Here is a 20,286-nt window from a genome sequence, read left to right on the forward strand (position 1 = left end):
GTTGCTGCAGCGCAGCGGTGCCGAAAGACCGCACGACCGATGTCGCCGACGCGGCGCGGTCGCGCTTACGATTTGCGGAAGCGCGCTCCTGCAGGCCGATAGACGCCTCACAGCCAAGCCATCACGCTGCCGCCGGTTCGCAGCGTCGCCGAAGCGACAGGCGGCGCGACTGGCATGCCAACGGAATGCCACGGAATTGCTGCAATGCACCTATCCGAAGGTTCGCTTCTTTCGATTTGACGCTATTGCGACCAAAAACACTTTCGTATAGCGTCGATATGAAGATAAAAACGAAAGCGCTACTGACCTAAAGCAGCGCACCGGGAGACACGCCTTTGAACGCTCGCATTCGGGACGAGATTTACGACCTTGCGATCATTGGCGGGGGCGTGAATGGCTGTGGCATCGCCCGCGACGCCGCCGGGCGCGGGGTCTCCGTCGTCCTGCTGGAACAGGGCGATTTCGCCGGCGCGACCTCTTCCGCCTCCACCAAGCTGATCCATGGTGGGCTGCGCTATCTCGAACATTACGAGTTCCGGCTGGTGCATGAGGCGCTGGCCGAACGCGAGGTGCTGTGGGCGATTGCCCCGCACATCATCTGGCCGCTGCGCTTCGTGCTGCCGCATCACGCGGGTCTGCGCCCGGCCTGGCTGCTCCGGCTGGGCCTGTTCCTCTACGACCATCTCGGCGGGCGCAAGCTTCTGCCGGCGACGCGCTCGCTCGATCTGGCGCGCGACCCGGCCGGCCGGCCGCTGCGCGACGGCTATCGCCGCGCCTTCGAATATTCCGACTGCTGGGTGGAGGACAGCCGGCTGGTGGTGCTGAACGCACTCGACGCGGCCGAGCGCGGCGCCGACATACGCCGGAGCACCCGGGTCGTCTCCGCCAGCCGCGAGCCGGAATTCTGGCGCATCGAGTTCGAGGAGGGCGGCGCACGCCGGGTGGTGAATGCGCGCGCGCTGGTCAATGCCGCCGGCCCCTGGGTGCACGACGTGCTGGCGCATGTGCTGCGTGCCAATTCGCCGGCCAATGTCCGCCTCGTGCAGGGCAGCCACATCGTCGTCCCCCGGCTTTACGACCATGACCGGGCCTACATCTTCCAGAATGCGGATGGTCGCATCATCTTCGCCATCCCCTATGAGCAGGACTTCACCCTCATCGGCACCACCGACCGCGACTTCGGCAGCACGCCGAGCCGGCCGGTCGCCAGCGAGGAGGAGATCGCCTATCTCTGCGCCGCCGCGAGCGAGTATTTCAGCCGCCCGGTGACGCCGGGCGACGTGGTCTGGACCTATTCCGGCGTCCGTCCGCTCTATGACGACGGCGCGTCCAAGGCACAGGAAGCCACGCGCGATTATGTGCTGGAACTGGACGACCAGGACGGGCGGGTGCCGGTTCTGTCCGTCTTCGGCGGCAAGATCACCACCTATCGGCGCCTCGCCGAGCACGCCATCGAAAAGCTGATCCCCTATCTGCCGGCTGTCTCCAAGACCTCCTGGACCGGCACCGCGCCGCTGCCGGGAGGGGATTTCGGCGTGCATGACCAGCCGCGCGTCGTCGCCCAGATCCTTCGCGCGCATCCCTGGCTCGATGAACGCCTCGCCCGCCGGCTGGTCGTCGCCTATGGTACGCGCGCCATGCGCATCCTCGACGGCACACGGTCCGCCGGCGATCTCGGGCGCGTGTTCGGCGCCGACCTGACCGAGGCAGAGGTGCGCTACCTGATGCGGGAGGAGTGGGCACGTACCGCCGAGGATGTGCTATGGCGGCGTTCCAAGCTGGGCCTGCGCTTCTCCGCTGAGGAGACGGCCGCGCTCGATGCCTTCATGGCCGAAAGCGCGGTGTCCGGCGCGGCGCCAGCCTCGCTGCGGGGGATTGCGCAATGACACTCGAACTCGCCCACGTCTCGCGCAGCGTGCGCGGCGTTCCCTTCATTCGCGACGTATCGCTGCGGCTGGAGCGCGGCAGCCTGAACGTGCTGCTCGGGGCCACGCTCGCGGGCAAGACCAGCCTCATGCGGCTGATGGCCGGCCTCGACGCCCCGACCTCCGGCCGCGTGCTGGTGGACGGACGCGACGTGACGGGGCTGTCGGTGAAGAAGCGCAGCGTCGCCATGGTCTACCAGCAGTTCATCAATTACCCCGCGCTCACCGTCTATGAGAACATCGCCTCGCCGCTGCGGGTGGCCGGTCTGCCGCGCGCGGAGATCGAGGAGCGGGTGATCTCCGCCGCGAAGCTGCTGAAGCTCGACCCCTATCTCCAGCGCACGCCGCTGGCGCTGTCGGGCGGCCAGCAGCAACGCACCGCCATCGCCCGGGCACTGGTGAAGCGCGCCGATCTCGTGCTGCTCGACGAGCCGCTGGCCAATCTCGACTACAAGCTGCGTGAGGAACTGCGCGAGGAACTGCCGCGCATCTTCGCCTCGACCGGCGCGGTGTTCGTCTATGCCACCACCGAGCCGACCGAGGCGCTGCTGCTCGGCGGGCACACCGCCACGCTGCTGGAAGGCGCGATGACCCAATTCGGCCCCACCGCCGAGGTCTATCGCCGGCCTGCCAATCTCGCCACGGCACGCGTCTTTTCCGATCCGCCGCTCAACGCGCTGCGCGTGACCAAGCAGGGTCACACGGTGCTGATGGAGAACGGCACCGTACTGCCGGCGCATGGGCCGCTGGCGCAGGTCTCGAACGGCACCTACACGATCGGCGTGCGCGCCCACCATCTCGACGTGGAGGATGTCGCTACCGCCGAGCGTATCGCCGGGGAAGGGCTTATCCGGCTCGGCGCCACCATCGCGGTGACCGAAGTGACCGGCTCGGAGAGCTTTCTGCACATGGATATGGGCGCGGAACGCCTCACCGCGCTGGTTCCCGGCGTGCGGCGCCTGGAACCCGACGCGCCGGTGGAAGTGCTGATCGACCCCCGCCACATCCTGCTGTTCGACGCCGAGGGCCGGAGCGTCGCGCCCGTCCGCGATGCGGCGGCGGCCTGAGGGAGAGCATCATGGCAAGCATCACCCTCGACGGCCTCGCCCATGCCTACCGGCCCGACCCGCGCGGCCCGCAGGACTACGCGCTGAAAGAGATCAACCATGTCTGGCGGCAGGGCGGCGCCTATGCGCTGCTCGGCCCTTCCGGCTGCGGCAAGACCACGCTGCTGAACATCATTTCGGGCCTCGTCATCCCGACGCGCGGGCGCATCCTGTTCGACGACCGCGACGTGACGCGGCTGCCGACCGAGGCGCGCAACATCGCCCAGGTGTTCCAGTTCCCCGTCGTCTACGACACGATGACGGTGCGCGAGAACCTCGCCTTCCCCTTGAAGAATCGCAAGATGCCGCGCGAGGCGATCGCTCGCCGCGTCGAGGAGATCGCCAGCCGGCTCGACATGAGCTCGGTGCTCGACCGCAAGGCGTCCAACCTCACCGCCGACGCGAAGCAGAAGATCTCGCTCGGGCGCGGGCTGGTGCGCGAGGATGTCGCCGCCATCCTCTTCGACGAGCCGCTCACCGTCATCGACCCGCATCTCAAATGGCAGTTGCGCTCGTCGCTGAAGGAACTCCACCGCGCGCTCGACCTGACCATGATCTATGTGACGCATGACCAGACCGAGGCGCTGACCTTCGCCGACACGGTCGTCGTCATGCATGACGGCGCCGTGGTGCAGACCGGCACGCCGGAAGAGCTATTCGAGCGCCCTGCCCACACCTTCGTCGGCCATTTCATCGGCTCGCCGGGCATGAATGTGCTGCCGGCAAAGGTCGAGGGGCGCACCGCCCATGTCGGTGGCGTCGCCATCGCGCTGGAGCGGGCCTATCCCGCCCTGCCGGCGGCGGAACGGATCGAACTCGGCGTGCGGCCGGAATTCGCCACGCTGGCCAAACCGGGCCACGGCCTGCCCGTGAAGGTGACGCGTATCGAGGATATCGGGCGCGCCCGCATCGCCCGCATCGAGATATCCGGCAACCCGGCGGCAGCCATGGTCCCGGAAGAGCTGTCGCTCGACGGTGATAGCGCCGGCCTGACGCTCGATCCCCGGCAGATCCACATCTACGCCAATGGCGTGCTGGTGCCCGGCGCGCCCGCCGGCCGCGAGGAAGCCCTGTGATGGACAAGCCCGTCAACAACCGCGCCTGGCTGCTGGTCGCCCCGGTTTTCCTCATCGTCGCCTTCTCGGCCATCCTGCCGATCATGACGGTGGTGAACTATTCGGTGCAGGACACCTTCGGCAACAACCAGTTCTTCTGGAACGGCCTTGGCTGGTTCCAGGAACTGCTCGATCCCTCGACCGAGTTCGGCGGGCGCTTCCTCGATGCGCTGGTGCGGAACCTGCTGTTCTCCGCCATCATCCTCGCGATCGAAGTTCCGCTCGGCATCCTCGTTGCGCTGTCCATGCCGCGTGAAGGCTGGAAGGTGGCCGCCACGCTCGTCATCATGGCGCTGCCGCTGCTGATCCCGTGGAACGTGGTCGGCACCATCTGGCAGGTGTTTGCGCGCGGCGATATCGGCTTGGCGGGCTGGGCGATCAACGCTCTCGGCATTGAGTACAACTACACGGGCGACCCGCTCGCGGCCTGGATCACCATCGTGGTGATGGATGTGTGGCACTGGACCAGCCTGGTCGCGCTCCTGTGCTATGCCGGTCTCAAGTCGATCCCTGACGCCTATTACCAGGCGGCGCGGATCGACGGCGCCTCGCGCTGGGCGATCTTCACCACCATCCAATTGCCGAAGATGAAGCGGGTGCTGCTGATCGCGGTTCTGCTGCGCTTCATGGACAGCTTCATGATCTACACCGAGCCCTTCGTGCTCACCGGCGGCGGGCCTGGCAACGCCACCACCTTCCTGTCCATCGACCTCGTGAAGATCGCACTCGGCCAGTTCGATCTCGGCAAGGCGGCGGCGATGAGCCTCGTCTACAACCTCATCGTGCTTGCCCTGTGCTGGGTCTTCTACACCGTGATGACGCATGCCGGAACCGAGCGCCGGCAGGAGGAGAACCCGGCATGAGCGCCTCGTCCCACGCCTCCTCGCGCGGCGGCACCCTCGTCATGGTGCTGTATCTCGCCTTCCTGATCCTGCCGATCTACTGGCTCGTGAATATGAGCCTGAAGACGAATTTCGAGATCAATTCCGGCGTCACGTTGTGGCCGAACGACATCACGTTCGAGCACTATATCAAGATCTTCACCGACTCGAGCTGGTACTCCGGCTACATCAACTCGCTGACCTATGTGGCGCTGAATACGGTGATCTCGATCACGTTGGCGCTACCGGCCGCCTATGCCTTCTCGCGCTACAGCTTTGTCGGCGAGAAGCACCTTTTCTTCTGGCTGCTGTCGAACCGCATGGCCCCGCCGGCCGTGTTCGCCCTGCCCTTCTTCAATCTCTATTCGGCCATCGGCCTGTTCGACACGCCCTGGGCCGTGGCGTTGGCGCACTGCCTGTTCAATGTGCCACTCGCCGTGTGGATTCTCGAAGGCTTCATGTCCGGCGTGCCGCGCGAGATCGACGAGACGGCGGCCATCGACGGCTATTCCTTCCCGCGTTTCTTCGTGAAGATCTTCATGCCGCTGATCGCGAGCGGCATCGGCGTCGCCGCCTTCTTCTGCTTCATGTTCTCCTGGGTGGAACTGCTGCTGGCGCGCACGCTGACCGCCACCAACGCCAAGCCGATCGCGGTGACGATGACCCGCACGGTCTCGGCCGCCGGCATGGATTGGGGCCTGCTCGCCGCTGCCGGCGTGCTCACCATCATCCCCGGCGCGCTCGTCATCTGGTTCGTGCGCAACTACATCGCCAAGGGCTTCGCCCTCGGGCGGGTGTGAGGAAGGACGGCATGGAAAACGCTTCGTCGCCCTTCATGGAACGGCTCGCCGAGAACACGGCCTGGATGGCGTGGACCTGGCCGACGGCGGCCTTCTTCGCCACCATCGTCGCCCTGCTCGCCATCTTCACCGTGCTGGCGCTGTGGCGGCCGGAACGCGCCCGGGTCGGCGTGCTCGGCATTCCCACCACGCGCGGCGACCGGCTGTTCATCACGCTGCTCGGCAGCGCCTTCATCAACCTCGCCTGGCTCGCCCTGGTGGGACCGAATCTCGGTTGGGCGCTCGCGCTCTGCCTTGTCTACGCGCTGGCGGTGTTCCGCCTCGTGTGAAGTCGCCTAAGCGGCAGAAAGCCGCGTGATTTCTGGGAATGAACGGGAGGAAAGACCCATGTTGCCGACAATGAGCCGAGGCCGGCTTCTGCTGGCCGCCAGCGCCATGGCGCTGATCGCCTTCGCCGCGCCCGTGCGCGCGGACGAGGCCGCCGCCAAGAAGTGGATCGACAGCGAATTCCAGCCCTCGACGCTCTCCAAGGACGAGCAGCTGAAGGAGCTGCAATGGTTCATCAAGGCGGCCGAACCGTTCAAGGGCATGGAGATCAACGTCGTCTCCGAGACCATCACCACCCATGAATATGAAGCGAAGGTTCTCGCCAAGGCCTTCTCCGAAATCACCGGGATCAAGCTCACCCACGACCTGATCCAGGAAGGTGACGTGGTCGAGAAGATCCAGACCCAGATGCAGTCGGGCAAGAACATCTACGATGCGTGGGTGAACGACTCCGACCTCATCGGCACGCATTTCCGCTACAAGCAGGCCATTCCGCTGAGCGACTGGATCGTCGGCGAGGGCAAGGACGTTACCTCTCCGACCCTCGACCTGCCGGATTTCATCGGCATTTCCTTCACCACCGCGCCGGATGGCAAGCTCTACCAGCTTCCCGACCAGCAGTTCGCCAATCTCTACTGGTTCCGCTACGACTGGTTCACCAATCCGGACATCAAGGCCAAGTTCAAGGCGAAGTTCGGTTACGATCTCGGCGTGCCGCTGAACTGGTCGGCCTATGAGGACATCGCCGACTTCTTCACCAACGACGTGAAGGAAATCAACGGCGTCAAGGTCTATGGCAACATGGACTACGGCAAGAAGGACCCCTCGCTCGGCTGGCGCTTCACCGATGCGTGGCTGTCCATGGCCGGCAACGGCGATCGCGGCCTGCCCAATGGCAAGCCGGTCGACGAATGGGGCATCCGCATGGAAGGCTGCCGCCCCACCGGCTCGACGGTCGAGCGTGGCGGCGACACCAACGGCCCGGCCGCCGTCTACTCCATTACCAAGTATATCGAGTGGCTGAAGAAGTACACGCCGCCGCAGGCGCTCGGCATGACCTTCTCCGAAGCCGGCCCGGTGCCGGCCCAGGGCAACATCGCCCAGCAGATGTTCTGGTACACCGCCTTCACGGCCGACATGGTGAAGGAAGGCCTGCCGGTCATGAACGCCGACGGCACGCCGAAGTGGCGCATGGCCCCGAGCCCCAAGGGCGCCTACTGGAAGGACGGCATGAAGCTCGGCTATCAGGACGTCGGCTCCTGGACCCTGCTGAAGTCGACCCCGGTCGACCGCCGCAAGGCCGCCTGGCTCTACGCCCAGTTCGTCACCTCCAAGACCGTCTCGCTGAAGAAGAGCCATGTCGGCCTCACCTTCATCCGCGAGAGCGACATCTGGGACAAGAGCTTCACCGAGCGCGCGCCCAAGCTCGGCGGCTTGATCGAGTTCTACCGCTCGCCCGCCCGCGTGCAGTGGTCGCCCACCGGCGCGAACGTGCCGGACTACCCGAAGCTCGCCCAGCTGTGGTGGCAGAACATCGGTGACGCCTCTTCCGGCGCCAAGACGCCGCAGGAAGCGATGACCGCCCTTGCCGAAGCCCAGGAATCGGTGATGGCGCGCCTCGAAAAGTCCGGCGTGCAGGGTGAATGCGGCCCGAAGCTGAACGAGAAGCACCCGATGGAATACTGGGTCAAGCTCGCCAAGGAATCCGGCAACCTCGCCCCGCAGCCCAAGCTGGCGAATGAGAAGCCGCAGGGCGAAACCATCGACTACGACACGCTGATCAACTCCTGGCCGGCCACCCCACCGAAGAAGAACTGACGCGGGTCCGCCGATCCAATGCCGGCGCACCCGAAGCGGTGCCCGGCCCCTGCGTCCCGGACGCCCCCGCCGTCCGGGACGTTGTCTCGCCCGCTGCCGTCGCGGACGGCATGCCGCCCGACATAGACCACGTTCCGCAGAGGTGGCAGCTTGCACGCGCCGCCCTCGCCGGGATGAAGCCTTTTCGCGGAGCGCCTCGTGACCCATCTTCTCGCCATCGACCAGGGGACGACCTCCTCGCGTGCCATCCTGTTCCGGCAGGACACCTCCATCGCGGCACAGGCGCAGCAGGAATTCCCGCAGCATTTCCCCGCTTCCGGCTGGGTCGAACATGAGGCGGAGGATCTGTGGCAGACGACGCTCGCCACCTGCCGCGCGGTGATGGAACAGGCTGGCCTTACCGCCGCCGACATCGCCGCCATCGGCATCACCAATCAGCGCGAAACCACCGTCGTGTGGGATCGCAAGACCGGCGCGGCCATCCATCGCGCCATCGTCTGGCAGGACCGCCGCACCGCCGAACTCTGCGCGAGACTGAAGGCGGAAGGCCATGAGGCGCTGGTGCGCGAGCGCACCGGGCTGATCCTCGATCCCTATTTCTCCGGCACCAAGATCGGCTGGATTCTCGACCATGTCCCGGGCGCCCGCGCTCGTGCCGAGCGCGGCGAGCTCGCCTTCGGCACGGTGGACAGCTGGCTGCTGTGGAAACTCACGGAGGGTGCGGTGCACGCCACCGACGCCACCAATGCCGCCCGCACCTTGCTGTTCAACATCCACACCGGCGCCTGGGACGATGATCTGCTCGCGCTTCTGCGTGTGCCGCGCTCCATGTTGCCGGAGGTGAAGGACTGCGCCGCCGATTTCGGCACCACGGCTCCTCGCCTGCTCGGCGGGGCCATCGCCATTGGCGGCATCGCCGGCGACCAGCAGGCCGCCACGGTCGGCCAGGCGTGCTTCCAGCCGGGCATGATCAAATCGACCTACGGCACCGGCTGCTTCGCCCTGCTCAATACGGGGGCGACCGCCGTCGTCTCGGAGAACCGGCTGCTCACCACCATCGCCTATCAACTCGGCGGCAAGCGGACCTATGCGCTGGAAGGGTCGATCTTCGTCGCCGGCGCGGCGGTGCAGTGGCTGCGGGACGGGCTCGGCATCATCAAGAACTCGGCGGAGAGCGAAGCGCTCGCCGACGCCGCCGATCCGGCCCAGCAGGTCTATCTCGTGCCGGCCTTTGTCGGCCTCGGTGCGCCGCATTGGAACCCGGATGTTCGCGGGGCGATGTTCGGCCTCACCCGCAATTCCGGGCCCGCCGAATTCTGCCTCGCGGCACTGGAAAGCGTTTGCTATCAGACAGCTGACCTTATCGAGGCGATGAATGCCGACTGGGCGCGCTCTGGCGCCACGGGCCATCGCACGCCGGTGCTGCGTGTCGATGGCGGCATGGTCGCCTCCAACTTCGCGATGCAGCGCCTCGCCGATCTCCTCGCCGCGCCGGTCGATCGGCCGGTGATCCGCGAAACGACGGCGCTCGGTGCGGCTTATCTCGCCGGGCACCAGGCCGGGATCATGCCGGCGCCGGGGCGCTTCGCCGATTCCTGGCGGCTCGACCACCGCTTCGATCCGGTCATGCCGGCCGAGACGCGTGAGACCAAGCTCGCCGGCTGGCGCGACGCCGTGCGCCGTCTCACCCTTCCCTGAGACGACGCGCCCTTCAAGTCATTGTTATCACTCAGTATCTCTTCACGAAGAGGCCGCGCCTGGTATAGACGGCGGCGGCCTCCTCAATGAGGGCGGCGACGCGGGTGGCGCCGTAGTCGCGGCGCAGAAGCGCCGCCCGGTCGAGAAGCTGCTGGGCATCACGGGCGCGGCCGGGGCGCAGCAGCTCATAGGTGTCGAGGATCAGGTCCTGCGGCACGCGCACCAGATCTGCCGCGCGCTCGAAATTCTCCGCCAGCGTCGCGCGCCCCGCCGCCCGGGCGATATTCGCCTGCAATATCAAGGCCTCCGGGGTGATGGCGATGTCCTCATTGCCGACCTCACCGGACAGCACGGCCTCCAAAGTGAGGGCGGAAAGCGGCTTGCCAGTGGGAGTCGCCACCCGCTCCGGGGCCTTTTCGGCGACGGGATAGAGGTCGAGATCGCTCATGGGTTTCGCGCTCATTGGGCAGCCTCCGTCGCCGGCCGGGCGGGGCGGTAGTCGAGTTCGATGGGGTGGACAGTGAGATCGATGAGACCGGTCTCGATGGCGTAGAGCAGCGCCACCCGCACATGGAAGCGCGCACCGAGCGCCTCGCCATGGGTGGGCACCATCACCGGCTCGGGCGCCTCGCCGAAGGTGTGGCGGGCGGCGTTACGGCCGAGCGCGCGGTAATGGTCGAGCCCGGTCAGCGGGGCATTGGAGAACAGTTCGAGATTCATGTGCGGCATGCGGTCGGCCTGGTGCAGCACCGTCGTGCCCTTGGCCTGGATGCCGATGCCGAAGCCGGAGCCCGACAGCCTCGCGGCGGCGAGGCCGAGGAAGGAGGTGTCGGCGGTGTGCAGCATCCGCACCAGCCGCGCCGTGCCGCCCCCCGCCTCGATGCCGCCGACCAGCGCCGCCACCACGTCGGAGAGCGCATGGCCGGCGGTGGTCTGGTGCAGCTGCCGGGCGAAGGCGGGGCTGACGCCGATCACCACCTCATGCGGATCGCTGCCTTTCGCCGCGACGCCGGCCGGCACCAGCCAGTCCGCTTCGCCCACCAACTGGCCCACCGCCTCGCCGACGACATTCTCCGCCGCCAGCACCCGCTCGCGGGTGAGCACGTTGCGGATGCCCTGCACGGCCTGCCAGCGCGGCTCCGGCATGCGGTAGCCGGTGCCGGGGCCGCGATAGTCGTTGGGGTCGTTGATCGCGCTCAGCACCCGCCCGTCGCGCATCAGAGCGGAGGTCTGGAGATAGTCGCCGGAAATGCGCTGGCGCAGCATAAGAAGCAGGTTCTCCGCCTCCTCGGTGTAGCCGCGCCGCGCCAGCGCCCGCACCACATCGAGCGCGGTGATGCCGCGCGCCTTGATGGCGGCGCTGATCGGCGTCACTTCGCCGGCGCTGTAGCTCTGCGTCTCCTCCGAGCCGGAGGCGAACACGACGGACATCATCCGCGCCCGCGGCACGGTGCCGAGGTCGAGTTCCTCCATCACCGCCGCCAGCGCTTCCACCGCCCGCACACGCAGGCCCAACACCTGGTCCTCCTCCACCGGGGTGAGGCCGCCATCGGTCTGGAAATCGCGCTGCAGAAGGAGGTAATCCTCGATCTCCTCACCATTGAACAGCGAGGGGTTGAAGGAATTGTCGTATTTCTTGATCGAGCCGAAGCCGGAACAAATGAGGTCGGAGCCGGCCAGCAGATAGGGCGTGATCTTGGCGCCGACACGGATTTCCGACTCGCTGGTGCGGCAATCATTGCCGGAGGCGCATTCGAGCCCGAGCCAGACGGCGATGAGGTTCTCCGCCATCAATTCGCGCACCCCGCCGGCCATGGAGGCAGTGAGCGGGGCGCCGTCAATGCCGCCATTCTGCGTGCCCTGCACGCCCATTGCTCGTTGCAGGCACAGGCACCGCGCTTCGAGATAAAGCAGTGAGCGCTGCTCGTGAAAGCCCATCAGAAGCTCGGCCGCCGCGCCGGAGGTGCAGCGCGCCTTGATGCCGCGCGAGGCATAGGCGGCGGTGAGCAGCGCCTTTGACCACGGCGTGTCGTCGCCATCGATGAAGGCGCGCTCGGTGCCGTAGACCGAGACCGTCTCGGCATAGGAGGCGAGCCCGGCAAGGCCGATCTGCAACTCCTCCGCTTCCTCGATGGAGCACTGGAACAGTACCCCGCCGCGCCCGACCGCCGCCCCCACCGTACAGGCCAGCGCATTGGCCCAGCTGTTGGAGGAGACGCGCATCGTGGTCTCGATCTCGTCGAAACCCAGCGCCACCGCGACGGCGGCGTCGGCGGCGAGCTGGAGCGGGTCGTCCTTGGCGTTGGTCACATGCGCCTGATTGCCGGGGGTCTGGCGCTGGCGCATTTTGGAATAGGCGAAGGCGATCTCCAGCGCGGACAACCGGCCGACGACTTCCGCGAGGCGCGCCGGGGTCAGCCCCCGCGCCAGCGCCTCAAGCTCCTGTCGCGGCACATTGATGTCCACCAGCCTGCGGGCGATCTCGCCCGGGTCCATCGCCATCGCCGTCTCGGCCATGACGGGGTCGATGTGATGGGCGGCGATGAAGGCGTCCAATATGTCGAAATCGGCTTCCGCCTTGCCGTCCATGACCGTCACCCGGCCACCCTCCACGCTGAGCGAAGGCGCGGGGTCATAGGGGCTGCGGAACACGGAGAAGCCGGCCTCGGGGTTTTCCGCCGCGAACAGGTCGTAACGCAGCGGGCGCTCGTCCCATTCCGCGAAGCGGCGCCAGCGATTGGAGCTTTGGGGTTCAGCTTTCGGCGGCATATCGGTCATGCTCAGACCTCCCTCATGGCCCGCCACAGGACCAGCGTCAGGATGGTGACGATGGTGAGCAGGATAAAGGAGAAGGCGGCCGCCTGTCCGATGTTGCGAAAGCGGATTCCGCGGCGATCGACATAAAAGGCGATGGTTAGCGTCGCCTCGCCCGGCCCGCCTGTCGATCAGCGTCTCAACGTTTCAAGGAGAGCGCGCCAATCCGCCGCCGCGCTCAATGCAGCCGCACGGTCCGGCAATAGAGCGGCGGCTCGACCTTCACCTGGTTGACGATGGTGAACCCGCCGGCGAGGCGGCCGACCGCATCCTCGATGCTGATCTGCAGGCCGCGCGTCGGCACGCGCCCGGTGAGGGTGATGATGCGCTTGTCGCGGCAGATGCCGACCTCGACCTCGGCATCCCTGAGGATGCGCTCCACGGCGTCGCGCAGGCGGCGGTTAAGCTCGGCATCCGGCATGGCACCCTCCCACGTCGACCACGGGCGGACGTGAACGGGGAAAGCTCAGCACAGCGGCGCGCGCGGCGCCTTGATCTGCCGCAACCGGCCCGGCCTCACCCCGCCGCGACGGTGGTCTGGCGCTGCTCGCCGAGCCCGGTGATGGACAGATGCATGGTCTGGCCGGGGGCGAGGTAGACCGGCGGCTTCATGCCGAGGCCGACGCCCGGCGGCGTGCCGGTGGAGATAATGTCGCCCGGCTGCAGGCTCATGAACTGGCTGACATAGGACACCACCGTCGGCACGTCGAAGATCATGGTGCGGGTGGAGCCGGTCTGCCGGCGCACCCCGTCCACCTCCAGCCACATGTCGAGCGCCTGCGGGTCGGGAATCTCGTCCGTGGTCACCAGCCAGGGACCGATGGGGCCGAAGGTGTCGCAGCCCTTGCCCTTGTCCCAGGTGCCGCCGCGCTCCAGCTGGAAGGAGCGCTCGGACACGTCGTTTACGATGCAATAACCGGCGACATGGTCGTAGGCATCCTCGACCGACACATATTTAGCCGGCTTGCCGATGACGATGCCGAGCTCGATTTCCCAATCGGTCTTGGTGGCGCCGCGCGGAATCTCCACCGCGTCGTTCGGCCCGACAATGCAGCTGGTGGGCTTGAGGAAGATCACCGGCTCCGCCGGGATCGGCATGCCGGCCTCCTCGGCATGGTCGAGATAATTGAGGCCGATGCAGACGAACTTGCCGACCGCGCCGACGCAGGGCCCGAGGCGCGGCGCGCCTTCGACGACGCGCAGTTCCGACGTGTCGAGGCCGCGCAGCCGGGCGAGGCTTTCCGGCACCAGCACCTTGCCCTCGATATCGGCCACCAGCGTCGAGAGATCGCGCAGCACGCCATCCGCGTCGATCAGGCCGGGGCGCTCGCGCCCGCTCTCGCCATAGCGCACCAGCTTCATCGGCCCGTCTCCCTGTGCCCGTCACCGCCGGTCCGGCAAAGCCCGGCGCCGCCTAGAGGTAGCGGCAAAGCGCGGCGGCGTCGAGGCGGCGCGGCGGCCGGCGAACGCTTGTCAAACCCCGCGCCCGCCCCTATCGCTCGCGCCGAGGTGGCGGGCGGCGCGGGCCGCCCCGGAGGAACCCCATGGCGCATGTGCTGGTGATCGGAAGCGTCAATGTCGATCGCCTCTGGCCGCTGACCGCCCCGCTGCGCGCCGGCGAACGGCTGACGCGAGGCGAGATCACGCTGCGCCTCGGCGGCGGCGGCTTCAACACCGCTGCGGCGCTGCGCGCGCTCGGCCACCGCGTGACGCTGGTGGCGACGCTCTCCACCGATGCCGCCGGCCGCGCCTGCCGGAGCCAGTTGGAAGCGATGGGGTTCGACCTGCGCGCCTTGCGCGACACGGACGCCTCCACCGTCCCGCTCGATATTCTCATCGGGCCGGAGGGCGAGCGCACCATCCTCGCGCCGGCCAGCACGGAGGCGCGCCGGCTCACCAGCCTGCCCGCGCTTGAGGCCGACATCGCCTATGTCAATCTCCGCCGCGCCGGGCCGGGCCTGCTGGAGGCGCTGGCCGCCCGCCTGCCGGTGGTGGCGCAGGTGCCGCTGGAGCGCACGGAAACGCGGCCGGCACAGGTGCTCATCGCCTCCAGCGCCGACCATGCGCTGTTCACCGGCGCGGACGCCTTTCAACAGGCGCGGGCGATCGGCGGCGACGACCTCCGCGCGCTTGTGGTGACGCAGGGCGCGGGGCCGGTGCTGCTGTGCGAGGCGGAAGGGCGCAGCTCGCTCCCCGTGCCGCCGCTGGCCGCGCCCGCCGAGACGACCGGAGCGGGCGACGCCTTCGCCGCCGGCTTCATCGATGGCTGGCTCGCCGGTTCGCCGGCGGCGGCCGCGGCGCGGCGAGGCATCGAGATCGCCGGGCGGGTGCTGGCCGGCGCGCCCGGCTTCCAGCGCCCGCCGCCGCTGCCGCTGGCCACGGTGCTCGCCGAGACCTTCTGACCCGCATCAAGGCGAACCCCTGCCATGCTAGGCTGGCGTCACCGGTTGCCAGTGCCCGGCACCGGCGATGGAGGACGCCATGCCCGATGCGCCGTTCCCCGACCCGCTCGCTTTCGCCCGGGCGACGCAGCGCGCGGCGCAGGAGAGCTGGCGCGCGGCACAGGCCCGCACGCTCGACCTGCTCGGCTACGGCCTCGCCGAGCACCCCTACGAGATCGTGGCGGAAACGCCGCTCTGGCGGCTGCGGCACTACACCAGCCACACCGCGCCCCACGGCCCGCCGGCGCTGATGGTGCCCGCGCCGATCAAGCGCGCCTATGTCTGGGACCTCGCGCCGGGGGTGAGCGTCGTCGGCACGGGCCTCGCCCATGGGCTCGACGTGCATCTGGTGGAATGGCGGCCGCCCGTGGCCGGCGGGGCGCCGCACGGGCTGGAGGACTATGCCTGCGCCGTGCGGACGGCGGCGGAAGCGGTGGCGGCGCGCGGCGTTGGGGCGCCGGTGGTGCTCGGCCATTCGCTCGGCGGCACGCTGGCGGCACTGGCGGCGGCGCTGGAACCGGCGCAGTTCCGCGCGCTGGTGCTGCTCGCCGCGCCGCTGAGCTTCGCGCCGGGCTCCAGCGCCTTTCGCGACGCGGTGGCTTTGCGGGAGGACCGCACGCCGGAAGACGGCCTCGTGCCCGGCGCGCAATTGGGACAGGCCTGCGCTCTGCTCGCGCCCGGCACCTTTGTCTGGCACCGCTGGCTGGATGGGGCGCTGAGCCTCGGCGATCCGGCGGCCCTCGCCCTGCATCTGCGCCTTACCCGCTGGGCGCTGGACGAGGTGCCGCTGGCCGGCAAGCTGGTGCATGAAATGGTGGAATGGCTCTACCGCGAGGACCGCTTCACCGCCGGGCGGCTGGAAATGGGCGGCCGGGTCATCGGCCCGCAGACCCTGCGCCTGCCGGCGCTGGCGGCGGTGAGCACCGCCGACGAGATCGGCCCGCGCGCGGCGGTGGCGCCGTTCTTCGCCCGTATGGCGGCGGGCAGCACCGAGATCATCGAGCACCCGGCCGAGATCGGCGTCGGGCTGCAGCACCTCGCCATTCTCGCCGGGCGGCAGGCGCACCGGCAGGTGTGGCCGCGCATCGCGGCCTGGATCGCCGCCCGCGCCTGAGCGGGCGTCAGCGGGCGGGAAGCTTCAGCCCGCCCTCGACAAGCTGGATCCAGATATCCTCTGCCGTGTCGGCGAAGCGCAGGCTGGCCACTTCCGCCGCGCTCACCATGCCCTCGTCGATCAGCGCCTGGAAATTGACCACGGAGCGCCAATAGGCTTCGTCGAACAGCACCACCGTCACCGCCGGGGCCTTGCCGGTGATCTGCAGATTGAGGATCTCGAACAGCTCGTCCAGCGTGCCGAAGCCGCCGGGAAACACCACCAGCGCATTGGCGCGCATGGCGAGGTGCATCTTGCGCATGGCGAAATAGTGGAAGCGGAAGGTGAGCTGCGGCGTGGTGTAGGGGTTCGGCACCTGCTCATGCGGCAGGGTGATGTTGAAGCCGATGCTCGGCGCCGCCACCTCATAGGCACCGCGATTGGCGGCTTCCATGATTCCCGGCCCACCGCCGGTGGCGATGACATTGTCGCGGTAGCCGCCGTCCGCCACATCGAGCGCGCCACCGCGCTGGGAGGCGAGGCGGCCGAAGGCGCGCGCCTGCTCATAGAGGAAGGGCTGGCGGCCCGGCCCATCCGCGCGCACGCGGGCGGAGCCGAACACGACGAGGGTGGAGCGGATGCGCCAGCGCCGCAGCTCTTCCTCCGGCTTGGCGTATTCCAGCAGGAAGCGCACGCCGCGCATGGAATCGCCGAGGATGAAATCCTGATCCAGAGCCGCGAGGCGGTAGCTGTGCGGGGTGGTGTCGTCGGTCATCGGGTCATGCCCGCGCGGCCGGCCGCGCGGCTCCTCATTCCTGCGAGCTGGCGTTTCTCAGGCGTCCTCGGGGAAGTTGACGTCGAGCTCATCGAGCCAGACCTGCGCGCTCGCATCAGACGGCGCACGCCAGTCGCCGCGCGGCGAGAGCGAGCCGCCCGAGGTGATCTTCGGCCCGTTGGGCAGGGCCGAGCGCTTGAACTGGTTGGCGAAGAAGCGCTTGAGGAACAGGCGCAGCCAGTGGCGGATCTCTGCCCGGGAATACGCGCGCCGGTCCTCCGCCGGCACATTTGCCGGCCAGGCGCCGCGCGAAGCGTCCCCCCAGGCGTGCAAGGCGAGATAGGCGATGCGCGAGGGGCGGAAGCCGTAGCGGGTGAGGTAATAGAGGTTGAAGTCCTGCAGCGCATAGGGGCCGACCACCTGCTGGGTCGACTGGATGGTGGCGCCCGCTTCCGCCGGCACCAGCTCCGGCGAGATTTCGGTGGCGAGCACCGCTTCCAGCGCCCGCGCGGTCGCCGCCGACACGTCGCCCGAGGCCGCGACAAAGCGGATGAGGTGCTGGATCAGCGTCTTCGGCACCGAGGCGTTGACGTTGTAATGGGACATGTGGTCGCCGACGCCATAGGTGCACCAGCCGAGCCCCAGCTCCGAGAGGTCGCCGGTGCCGACCACCAGCCCGCCCTGCTGGTTGGCGAGGCGGAACAAATAGTCGGTGCGCAGCCCCGCTTGCACATTCTCGAAGGTCACGTCATAGACCGGCTCGCCCCCGGCGAAGGGGTGACCGAGATCGGCCAGCATCTGCCGCGCCGCCGGGCGGATGTCGATCTCGCCGCCGGTGACGCCGAGCGTTTCGATCAGCGCCTGCGCATTGGCGCGTGTGGCATCCGACGTGGCGAAGCCCGGCAGCGTATAGGCGAGGATGTCGCTGCGCGGCCGGCCGAGCCGGTCCATCGCCCGCACCGCGACCAGAAGCGCCTGCGTCGAATCGAGTCCGCCGGAAACACCGATGACCGCGCGGCGGACGCCGGATGCGGCGAGGCGCTGGGCGAGGCCCTGCACCTGGATGTTGTAGGCCTCGTAGCAATCCTCGGCGAGGCGTTCCGGATCGGCCGGCACATAGGGGAAGCGCTCGAAGATCCGCTCCAGCGGCGCCGGGGTGGGCGGGGTGTCGAGTGCGAAACCGATGCGGCGGAAATCCGCCGCCCCCTCCTCGCGCATGTTCTCGCCGAACGTGTTCATGCGCATGCGTTCCTGGCGCAGGCGCTCCAGATCGACATCGGCGGCGAGCAGCGTCGGCCCTTCGGGAAAGCGCTCGCTCTCGCCGAGGCAGTCGCCATTCTCGAAGATCGCCGCCTGCCCGTCCCAGGCGAGGTCGGTGGTGGATTCGCCCGGCCCGGCGGCGGAATAAGCATAGGCGGCGAGGCAGCGGGCGGAATGGCCGGCGCAGAGCAGCCGGCGGTGGCGCGCCTTGCCGATGGTGATGTTGCTGGCGGACAGGTTGAGCAGCACTTCCGCCCCCGCCAGAGCGCCGTGCGTGGAGGGCGGCAGCGGCACCCACAGATCCTCGCAGATCTCGACATGGAAGGTGAAGGGCACCGCGCCGCCGGAGCGGAACAGCAGGTCGGTGCCGAAGGGCACCTCCATTCCCGCCACGGCGATGCTGCCCGTCGTGCCGAGGCCGGGGGCAAAGTGCCGGCGCTCGTAGAATTCGCGGTAGTTCGGCGGGTAGCATTTGGGCACCACGCCGAGGATCGCGCCGCGATGGATCACCACCGCCGTGTTGAACAGCTGCCCCGCGCGGCGCAGCGGCGCGCCGACCACCAGCACCGGGAAAAGATCGCGCGAGGCGGCCACCATCTCGGCGATCGCCGCCTCCACCCGGTCGAGCAGCGCGTCCTGAAACAGCAGGTCGTCAATGGCGTAGGAGGACAGGCCGAGTTCGGGATAGAGCAGCACGCCAATGCCACGCGCCTGCGCGTCGCGCGCCAAAGCGAGATGCTCGGCGAGGGCGAAACCGACATCCGCCACCCGCCCGCGCGGCACGGCGGTGCCGAGGCGCAGGAAGCCGTGGCGATAGAGACAGTGCGAATCGGCCATTACGCCCTCACCAATGCAAGACTGCGCTGATATTTAACGCCTCATGCGCTTTGAACCAGCAAAAGCCGCACGGCGCCCCCCGCCTCACCCGGACTGCCGATGGCGTGCCGGGCGCGCGAGCGTGTTCGCGGCGGCGCTGCCCGCCCTCTTCTGCGCCTTCGCGACCTCGGCCGGCGCTGGCGAGCCTCCCGCCACGGCTGCCGCCCGCCTGCTGCGCGCCTGCACGGCGCAAGGGCCGGGCTTCGTCCTCGTCCCGGAAACCGGGACCTGCCTGCGGATCGGCGGCTATCTCTGGGCGGAAACCTACGCCAACAGCTACACGGATTATCCCGCCGGCAATGCCCGCTCCTATTGGGTCTCCACCTTCGGCTTCGTGACCGATGCGCGCACCCAAACCGAGTATGGCACGCTGCGCTCCTTCACCGATGTGCGCCTCATCTGGCGCGGCGCGGACCCCTGGGGGGAGGCGCTCACCGACCGGGCGGATTTCCAGCCCTATGACATGCGCATCGAATTCGCCGGCTTCACGATGGGCTATCACCAGTCCTTCTTCGACTTCTACGCCAATGCCAATGTGCTGGGCACCGATCCGGTGACCATTGGCGACCAGACGCAGATCTCCGTGCTGGGCTACACCTGGGACCTGCCGGCCGGCTTCACCGCGCGGCTGGCGCTGGAAAGTTCCGCCGAGCGCGACAATGGCATCCTGCCCGTCGTCGCGCAGGATCCGGCCTCACCGACGGATGACGCCTCCGGGAGCGGTGCCACGCGCCTGCCGGAAATCGTCGCCACCTTCGGCCAGAGCGGGGACTGGGGCGACTTCCAGCTCTCCGGCGCGCTGCACCAGATCGCGCAGGCGCCGGTGAGCGAGCGCATCGGCGCCTCCACCCATGTGTGGGGCTATGCGCTGCAGGCGGGGGTGATGTTCAACCTGCCCACGCTCGGCACCGGCGACACGCTCTACCTCCAGGCCGCCTATGCCGAGGGGGCGACCTCCTATCTCGGCCTCATCGACCCCAGCGGGCGCCTGACCGCGCCCGACGCCTTCCAGCGGCTGGACGGCTCATTGGTCAAGGTGCGCGGCTGGAGCGCTGTGGGCCAGTATCTGCACAACTGGAACGACCGGTGGAACTCCGCCTTTTTCGGCGGTTATGGACGCTTCGCCGTCGATGACCCGCTGGCGCAGGCCACCTATGGCGCGTCCGGCATCGACAATGTGAATGTCGGCGCCAATCTCAGCTGGACCCCGGCCGGGCCGTTCACCGTCACGCTGCAATACGACTACAACCTCTACCGCGCGGAGAGTTTCCGGCCCACCGCGCAGGGTCTGCCGGTGGCGGAGCAGGCCGCCAGCCAGCTGATGCTGATGTTTGCCGCCACCTTCTGAGCGGGGAGC

Annotated in this window: 17 protein-coding genes; 11 read left to right on the plus strand and 6 right to left on the minus strand. The window is 68.3% G+C overall.

From position 1 onward, the window contains the following. Positions 1–335 precede the first annotated feature (335 nt). The 8 genes from glpD to glpK all read left to right on the plus strand — a co-directional run bounded on the left by glpD (position 336) and on the right by glpK (position 9,670). Positions 336–1,886 (plus strand): glycerol-3-phosphate dehydrogenase, encoded by a 1,551-nt coding sequence (glpD, locus tag ACO07Z_RS10970; RefSeq protein ID WP_421698757.1) that lies wholly within the window; start codon positions 336–338, stop codon positions 1,884–1,886. Continuing rightward, positions 1,883–2,992 (plus strand): ABC transporter ATP-binding protein, encoded by a 1,110-nt coding sequence (locus ACO07Z_RS10975; protein ID WP_421698758.1) that lies wholly within the window; start codon positions 1,883–1,885, stop codon positions 2,990–2,992. Before glpD ends, ACO07Z_RS10975 begins: the two co-directional genes overlap by 4 nt. Before the next feature lie 11 nt (positions 2,993–3,003). After that, complete coding sequence (locus tag ACO07Z_RS10980) at positions 3,004–4,107, plus strand: ABC transporter ATP-binding protein (RefSeq protein ID WP_421698759.1); 1,104 nt, start codon at positions 3,004–3,006, stop codon at positions 4,105–4,107. Continuing rightward, positions 4,107–5,009 carry a carbohydrate ABC transporter permease gene (locus ACO07Z_RS10985; protein ID WP_421698760.1) on the plus strand — a complete coding sequence of 301 codons (903 nt, stop codon included), beginning with the start codon at positions 4,107–4,109 and terminating at the stop codon, positions 5,007–5,009. Before ACO07Z_RS10980 ends, ACO07Z_RS10985 begins: the two co-directional genes overlap by 1 nt. Continuing rightward, entirely contained in the window at positions 5,006–5,827 is an 822-nt protein-coding gene (locus ACO07Z_RS10990) for a carbohydrate ABC transporter permease (protein ID WP_244379659.1), read from the plus strand. The genes ACO07Z_RS10985 and ACO07Z_RS10990 overlap by 4 nt, the downstream gene beginning before the upstream one ends. Before the next feature lie 11 nt (positions 5,828–5,838). Beyond that, the gene (locus ACO07Z_RS10995) at positions 5,839–6,156 is read left to right on the plus strand and encodes a DUF2160 domain-containing protein (protein ID WP_421698761.1); all 318 of its coding nucleotides are present in this window, start codon (positions 5,839–5,841) and stop codon (positions 6,154–6,156) included. Positions 6,157–6,214: 58 nt separating this feature from the next. Beyond that, positions 6,215–7,972, plus strand: a complete 1,758-nt coding sequence (locus ACO07Z_RS11000) for an ABC transporter substrate-binding protein (protein WP_421698762.1) — start codon at positions 6,215–6,217, stop codon at positions 7,970–7,972. 198 nt (positions 7,973–8,170) lie between these two features. Continuing rightward, positions 8,171–9,670, plus strand: a complete 1,500-nt coding sequence (gene glpK, locus ACO07Z_RS11005) for a glycerol kinase GlpK (RefSeq protein ID WP_421698763.1) — start codon at positions 8,171–8,173, stop codon at positions 9,668–9,670. 31 nt (positions 9,671–9,701) lie between these two features. Here the strand turns inward: glpK and ACO07Z_RS11010 are convergent, their stop codons facing one another. From ACO07Z_RS11010 to ACO07Z_RS11025, 4 genes are all read right to left on the minus strand, one after another. Further along, the gene (locus tag ACO07Z_RS11010; RefSeq protein ID WP_421698764.1) at positions 9,702–10,133 is read right to left on the minus strand and encodes a diol dehydratase small subunit; all 432 of its coding nucleotides are present in this window, start codon (positions 10,131–10,133) and stop codon (positions 9,702–9,704) included. Continuing rightward, entirely contained in the window at positions 10,130–12,448 is a 2,319-nt protein-coding gene (locus tag ACO07Z_RS11015) for a propanediol/glycerol family dehydratase large subunit (protein WP_421698765.1), read from the minus strand. The genes ACO07Z_RS11010 and ACO07Z_RS11015 overlap by 4 nt, the downstream gene beginning before the upstream one ends. Before the next feature lie 214 nt (positions 12,449–12,662). Next, positions 12,663–12,905, minus strand: coding sequence for a BON domain-containing protein (locus tag ACO07Z_RS11020; RefSeq protein ID WP_244379676.1), 243 nt, complete (start codon positions 12,903–12,905; stop codon positions 12,663–12,665). Positions 12,906–13,000: 95 nt separating this feature from the next. Further along, on the minus strand, positions 13,001–13,846 hold the full coding sequence (locus tag ACO07Z_RS11025; RefSeq protein WP_421698766.1) for a fumarylacetoacetate hydrolase family protein: 846 nt from the start codon (positions 13,844–13,846) through the stop codon (positions 13,001–13,003). A gap of 182 nt (positions 13,847–14,028) precedes the next feature. Between ACO07Z_RS11025 and ACO07Z_RS11030 the strand changes: the two genes are divergently transcribed. Together ACO07Z_RS11030 and ACO07Z_RS11035 are read left to right on the plus strand one after the other, a co-directional pair. After that, the gene (locus ACO07Z_RS11030) at positions 14,029–14,886 is read left to right on the plus strand and encodes a carbohydrate kinase family protein (RefSeq protein ID WP_421698767.1); all 858 of its coding nucleotides are present in this window, start codon (positions 14,029–14,031) and stop codon (positions 14,884–14,886) included. A 79-nt stretch (positions 14,887–14,965) separates the two neighbouring features. Further along, complete coding sequence (locus ACO07Z_RS11035) at positions 14,966–16,039, plus strand: alpha/beta fold hydrolase (protein ID WP_421698768.1); 1,074 nt, start codon at positions 14,966–14,968, stop codon at positions 16,037–16,039. 7 nt (positions 16,040–16,046) lie between these two features. On the opposite strand, the gene ACO07Z_RS11040 is transcribed toward ACO07Z_RS11035, so the two are convergent. Together ACO07Z_RS11040 and ACO07Z_RS11045 are read right to left on the minus strand one after the other, a co-directional pair. Beyond that, positions 16,047–16,793, minus strand: coding sequence for an LOG family protein (locus tag ACO07Z_RS11040; RefSeq protein WP_421698769.1), 747 nt, complete (start codon positions 16,791–16,793; stop codon positions 16,047–16,049). Positions 16,794–16,850: 57 nt separating this feature from the next. Beyond that, positions 16,851–18,890 (minus strand): NAD(+) synthase, encoded by a 2,040-nt coding sequence (locus ACO07Z_RS11045; protein WP_421698770.1) that lies wholly within the window; start codon positions 18,888–18,890, stop codon positions 16,851–16,853. Positions 18,891–19,011: 121 nt separating this feature from the next. Here ACO07Z_RS11045 and ACO07Z_RS11050 point away from each other — a divergent pair, with 121 nt between their 5' ends. Next, positions 19,012–20,277 carry a porin gene (locus tag ACO07Z_RS11050; RefSeq protein ID WP_421698771.1) on the plus strand — a complete coding sequence of 422 codons (1,266 nt, stop codon included), beginning with the start codon at positions 19,012–19,014 and terminating at the stop codon, positions 20,275–20,277. Positions 20,278–20,286: the final 9 nt, after the last annotated feature.

The organism is Ancylobacter sp. (assembly GCF_965229075.1).
Classification (GTDB): Bacteria; Pseudomonadota; Alphaproteobacteria; order Rhizobiales; family Xanthobacteraceae; genus Ancylobacter.

What these genes read in the sequence shown, in the direction of transcription:
- ACO07Z_RS10975 (WP_421698758.1), top strand. Translation starts at nt 1,883, where the DNA reads ATGACACTCGAACTCGCCCACGTCTCGCGCAGCGTGCGCGGCGTTCCC.
- ACO07Z_RS10980 (WP_421698759.1), top strand. Translation starts at nt 3,004, where the DNA reads ATGGCAAGCATCACCCTCGACGGCCTCGCCCATGCCTACCGGCCCGAC.
- ACO07Z_RS10985 (WP_421698760.1), top strand. Translation starts at nt 4,107, where the DNA reads ATGGACAAGCCCGTCAACAACCGCGCCTGGCTGCTGGTCGCCCCGGTT.
- ACO07Z_RS10990 (WP_244379659.1), top strand. Translation starts at nt 5,006, where the DNA reads ATGAGCGCCTCGTCCCACGCCTCCTCGCGCGGCGGCACCCTCGTCATG.
- ACO07Z_RS10995 (WP_421698761.1), top strand. Translation starts at nt 5,839, where the DNA reads ATGGAAAACGCTTCGTCGCCCTTCATGGAACGGCTCGCCGAGAACACG.
- ACO07Z_RS11000 (WP_421698762.1), top strand. Translation starts at nt 6,215, where the DNA reads ATGTTGCCGACAATGAGCCGAGGCCGGCTTCTGCTGGCCGCCAGCGCC.
- ACO07Z_RS11010 (WP_421698764.1), bottom strand. Translation starts at nt 10,133, where the DNA reads ATGAGCGCGAAACCCATGAGCGATCTCGACCTCTATCCCGTCGCCGAA.
- ACO07Z_RS11015 (WP_421698765.1), bottom strand. Translation starts at nt 12,448, where the DNA reads ATGACCGATATGCCGCCGAAAGCTGAACCCCAAAGCTCCAATCGCTGG.
- ACO07Z_RS11020 (WP_244379676.1), bottom strand. Translation starts at nt 12,905, where the DNA reads ATGCCGGATGCCGAGCTTAACCGCCGCCTGCGCGACGCCGTGGAGCGC.
- ACO07Z_RS11025 (WP_421698766.1), bottom strand. Translation starts at nt 13,846, where the DNA reads ATGAAGCTGGTGCGCTATGGCGAGAGCGGGCGCGAGCGCCCCGGCCTG.
- ACO07Z_RS11030 (WP_421698767.1), top strand. Translation starts at nt 14,029, where the DNA reads ATGGCGCATGTGCTGGTGATCGGAAGCGTCAATGTCGATCGCCTCTGG.
- ACO07Z_RS11035 (WP_421698768.1), top strand. Translation starts at nt 14,966, where the DNA reads ATGCCCGATGCGCCGTTCCCCGACCCGCTCGCTTTCGCCCGGGCGACG.
- ACO07Z_RS11040 (WP_421698769.1), bottom strand. Translation starts at nt 16,793, where the DNA reads ATGACCGACGACACCACCCCGCACAGCTACCGCCTCGCGGCTCTGGAT.
- ACO07Z_RS11045 (WP_421698770.1), bottom strand. Translation starts at nt 18,890, where the DNA reads ATGGCCGATTCGCACTGTCTCTATCGCCACGGCTTCCTGCGCCTCGGC.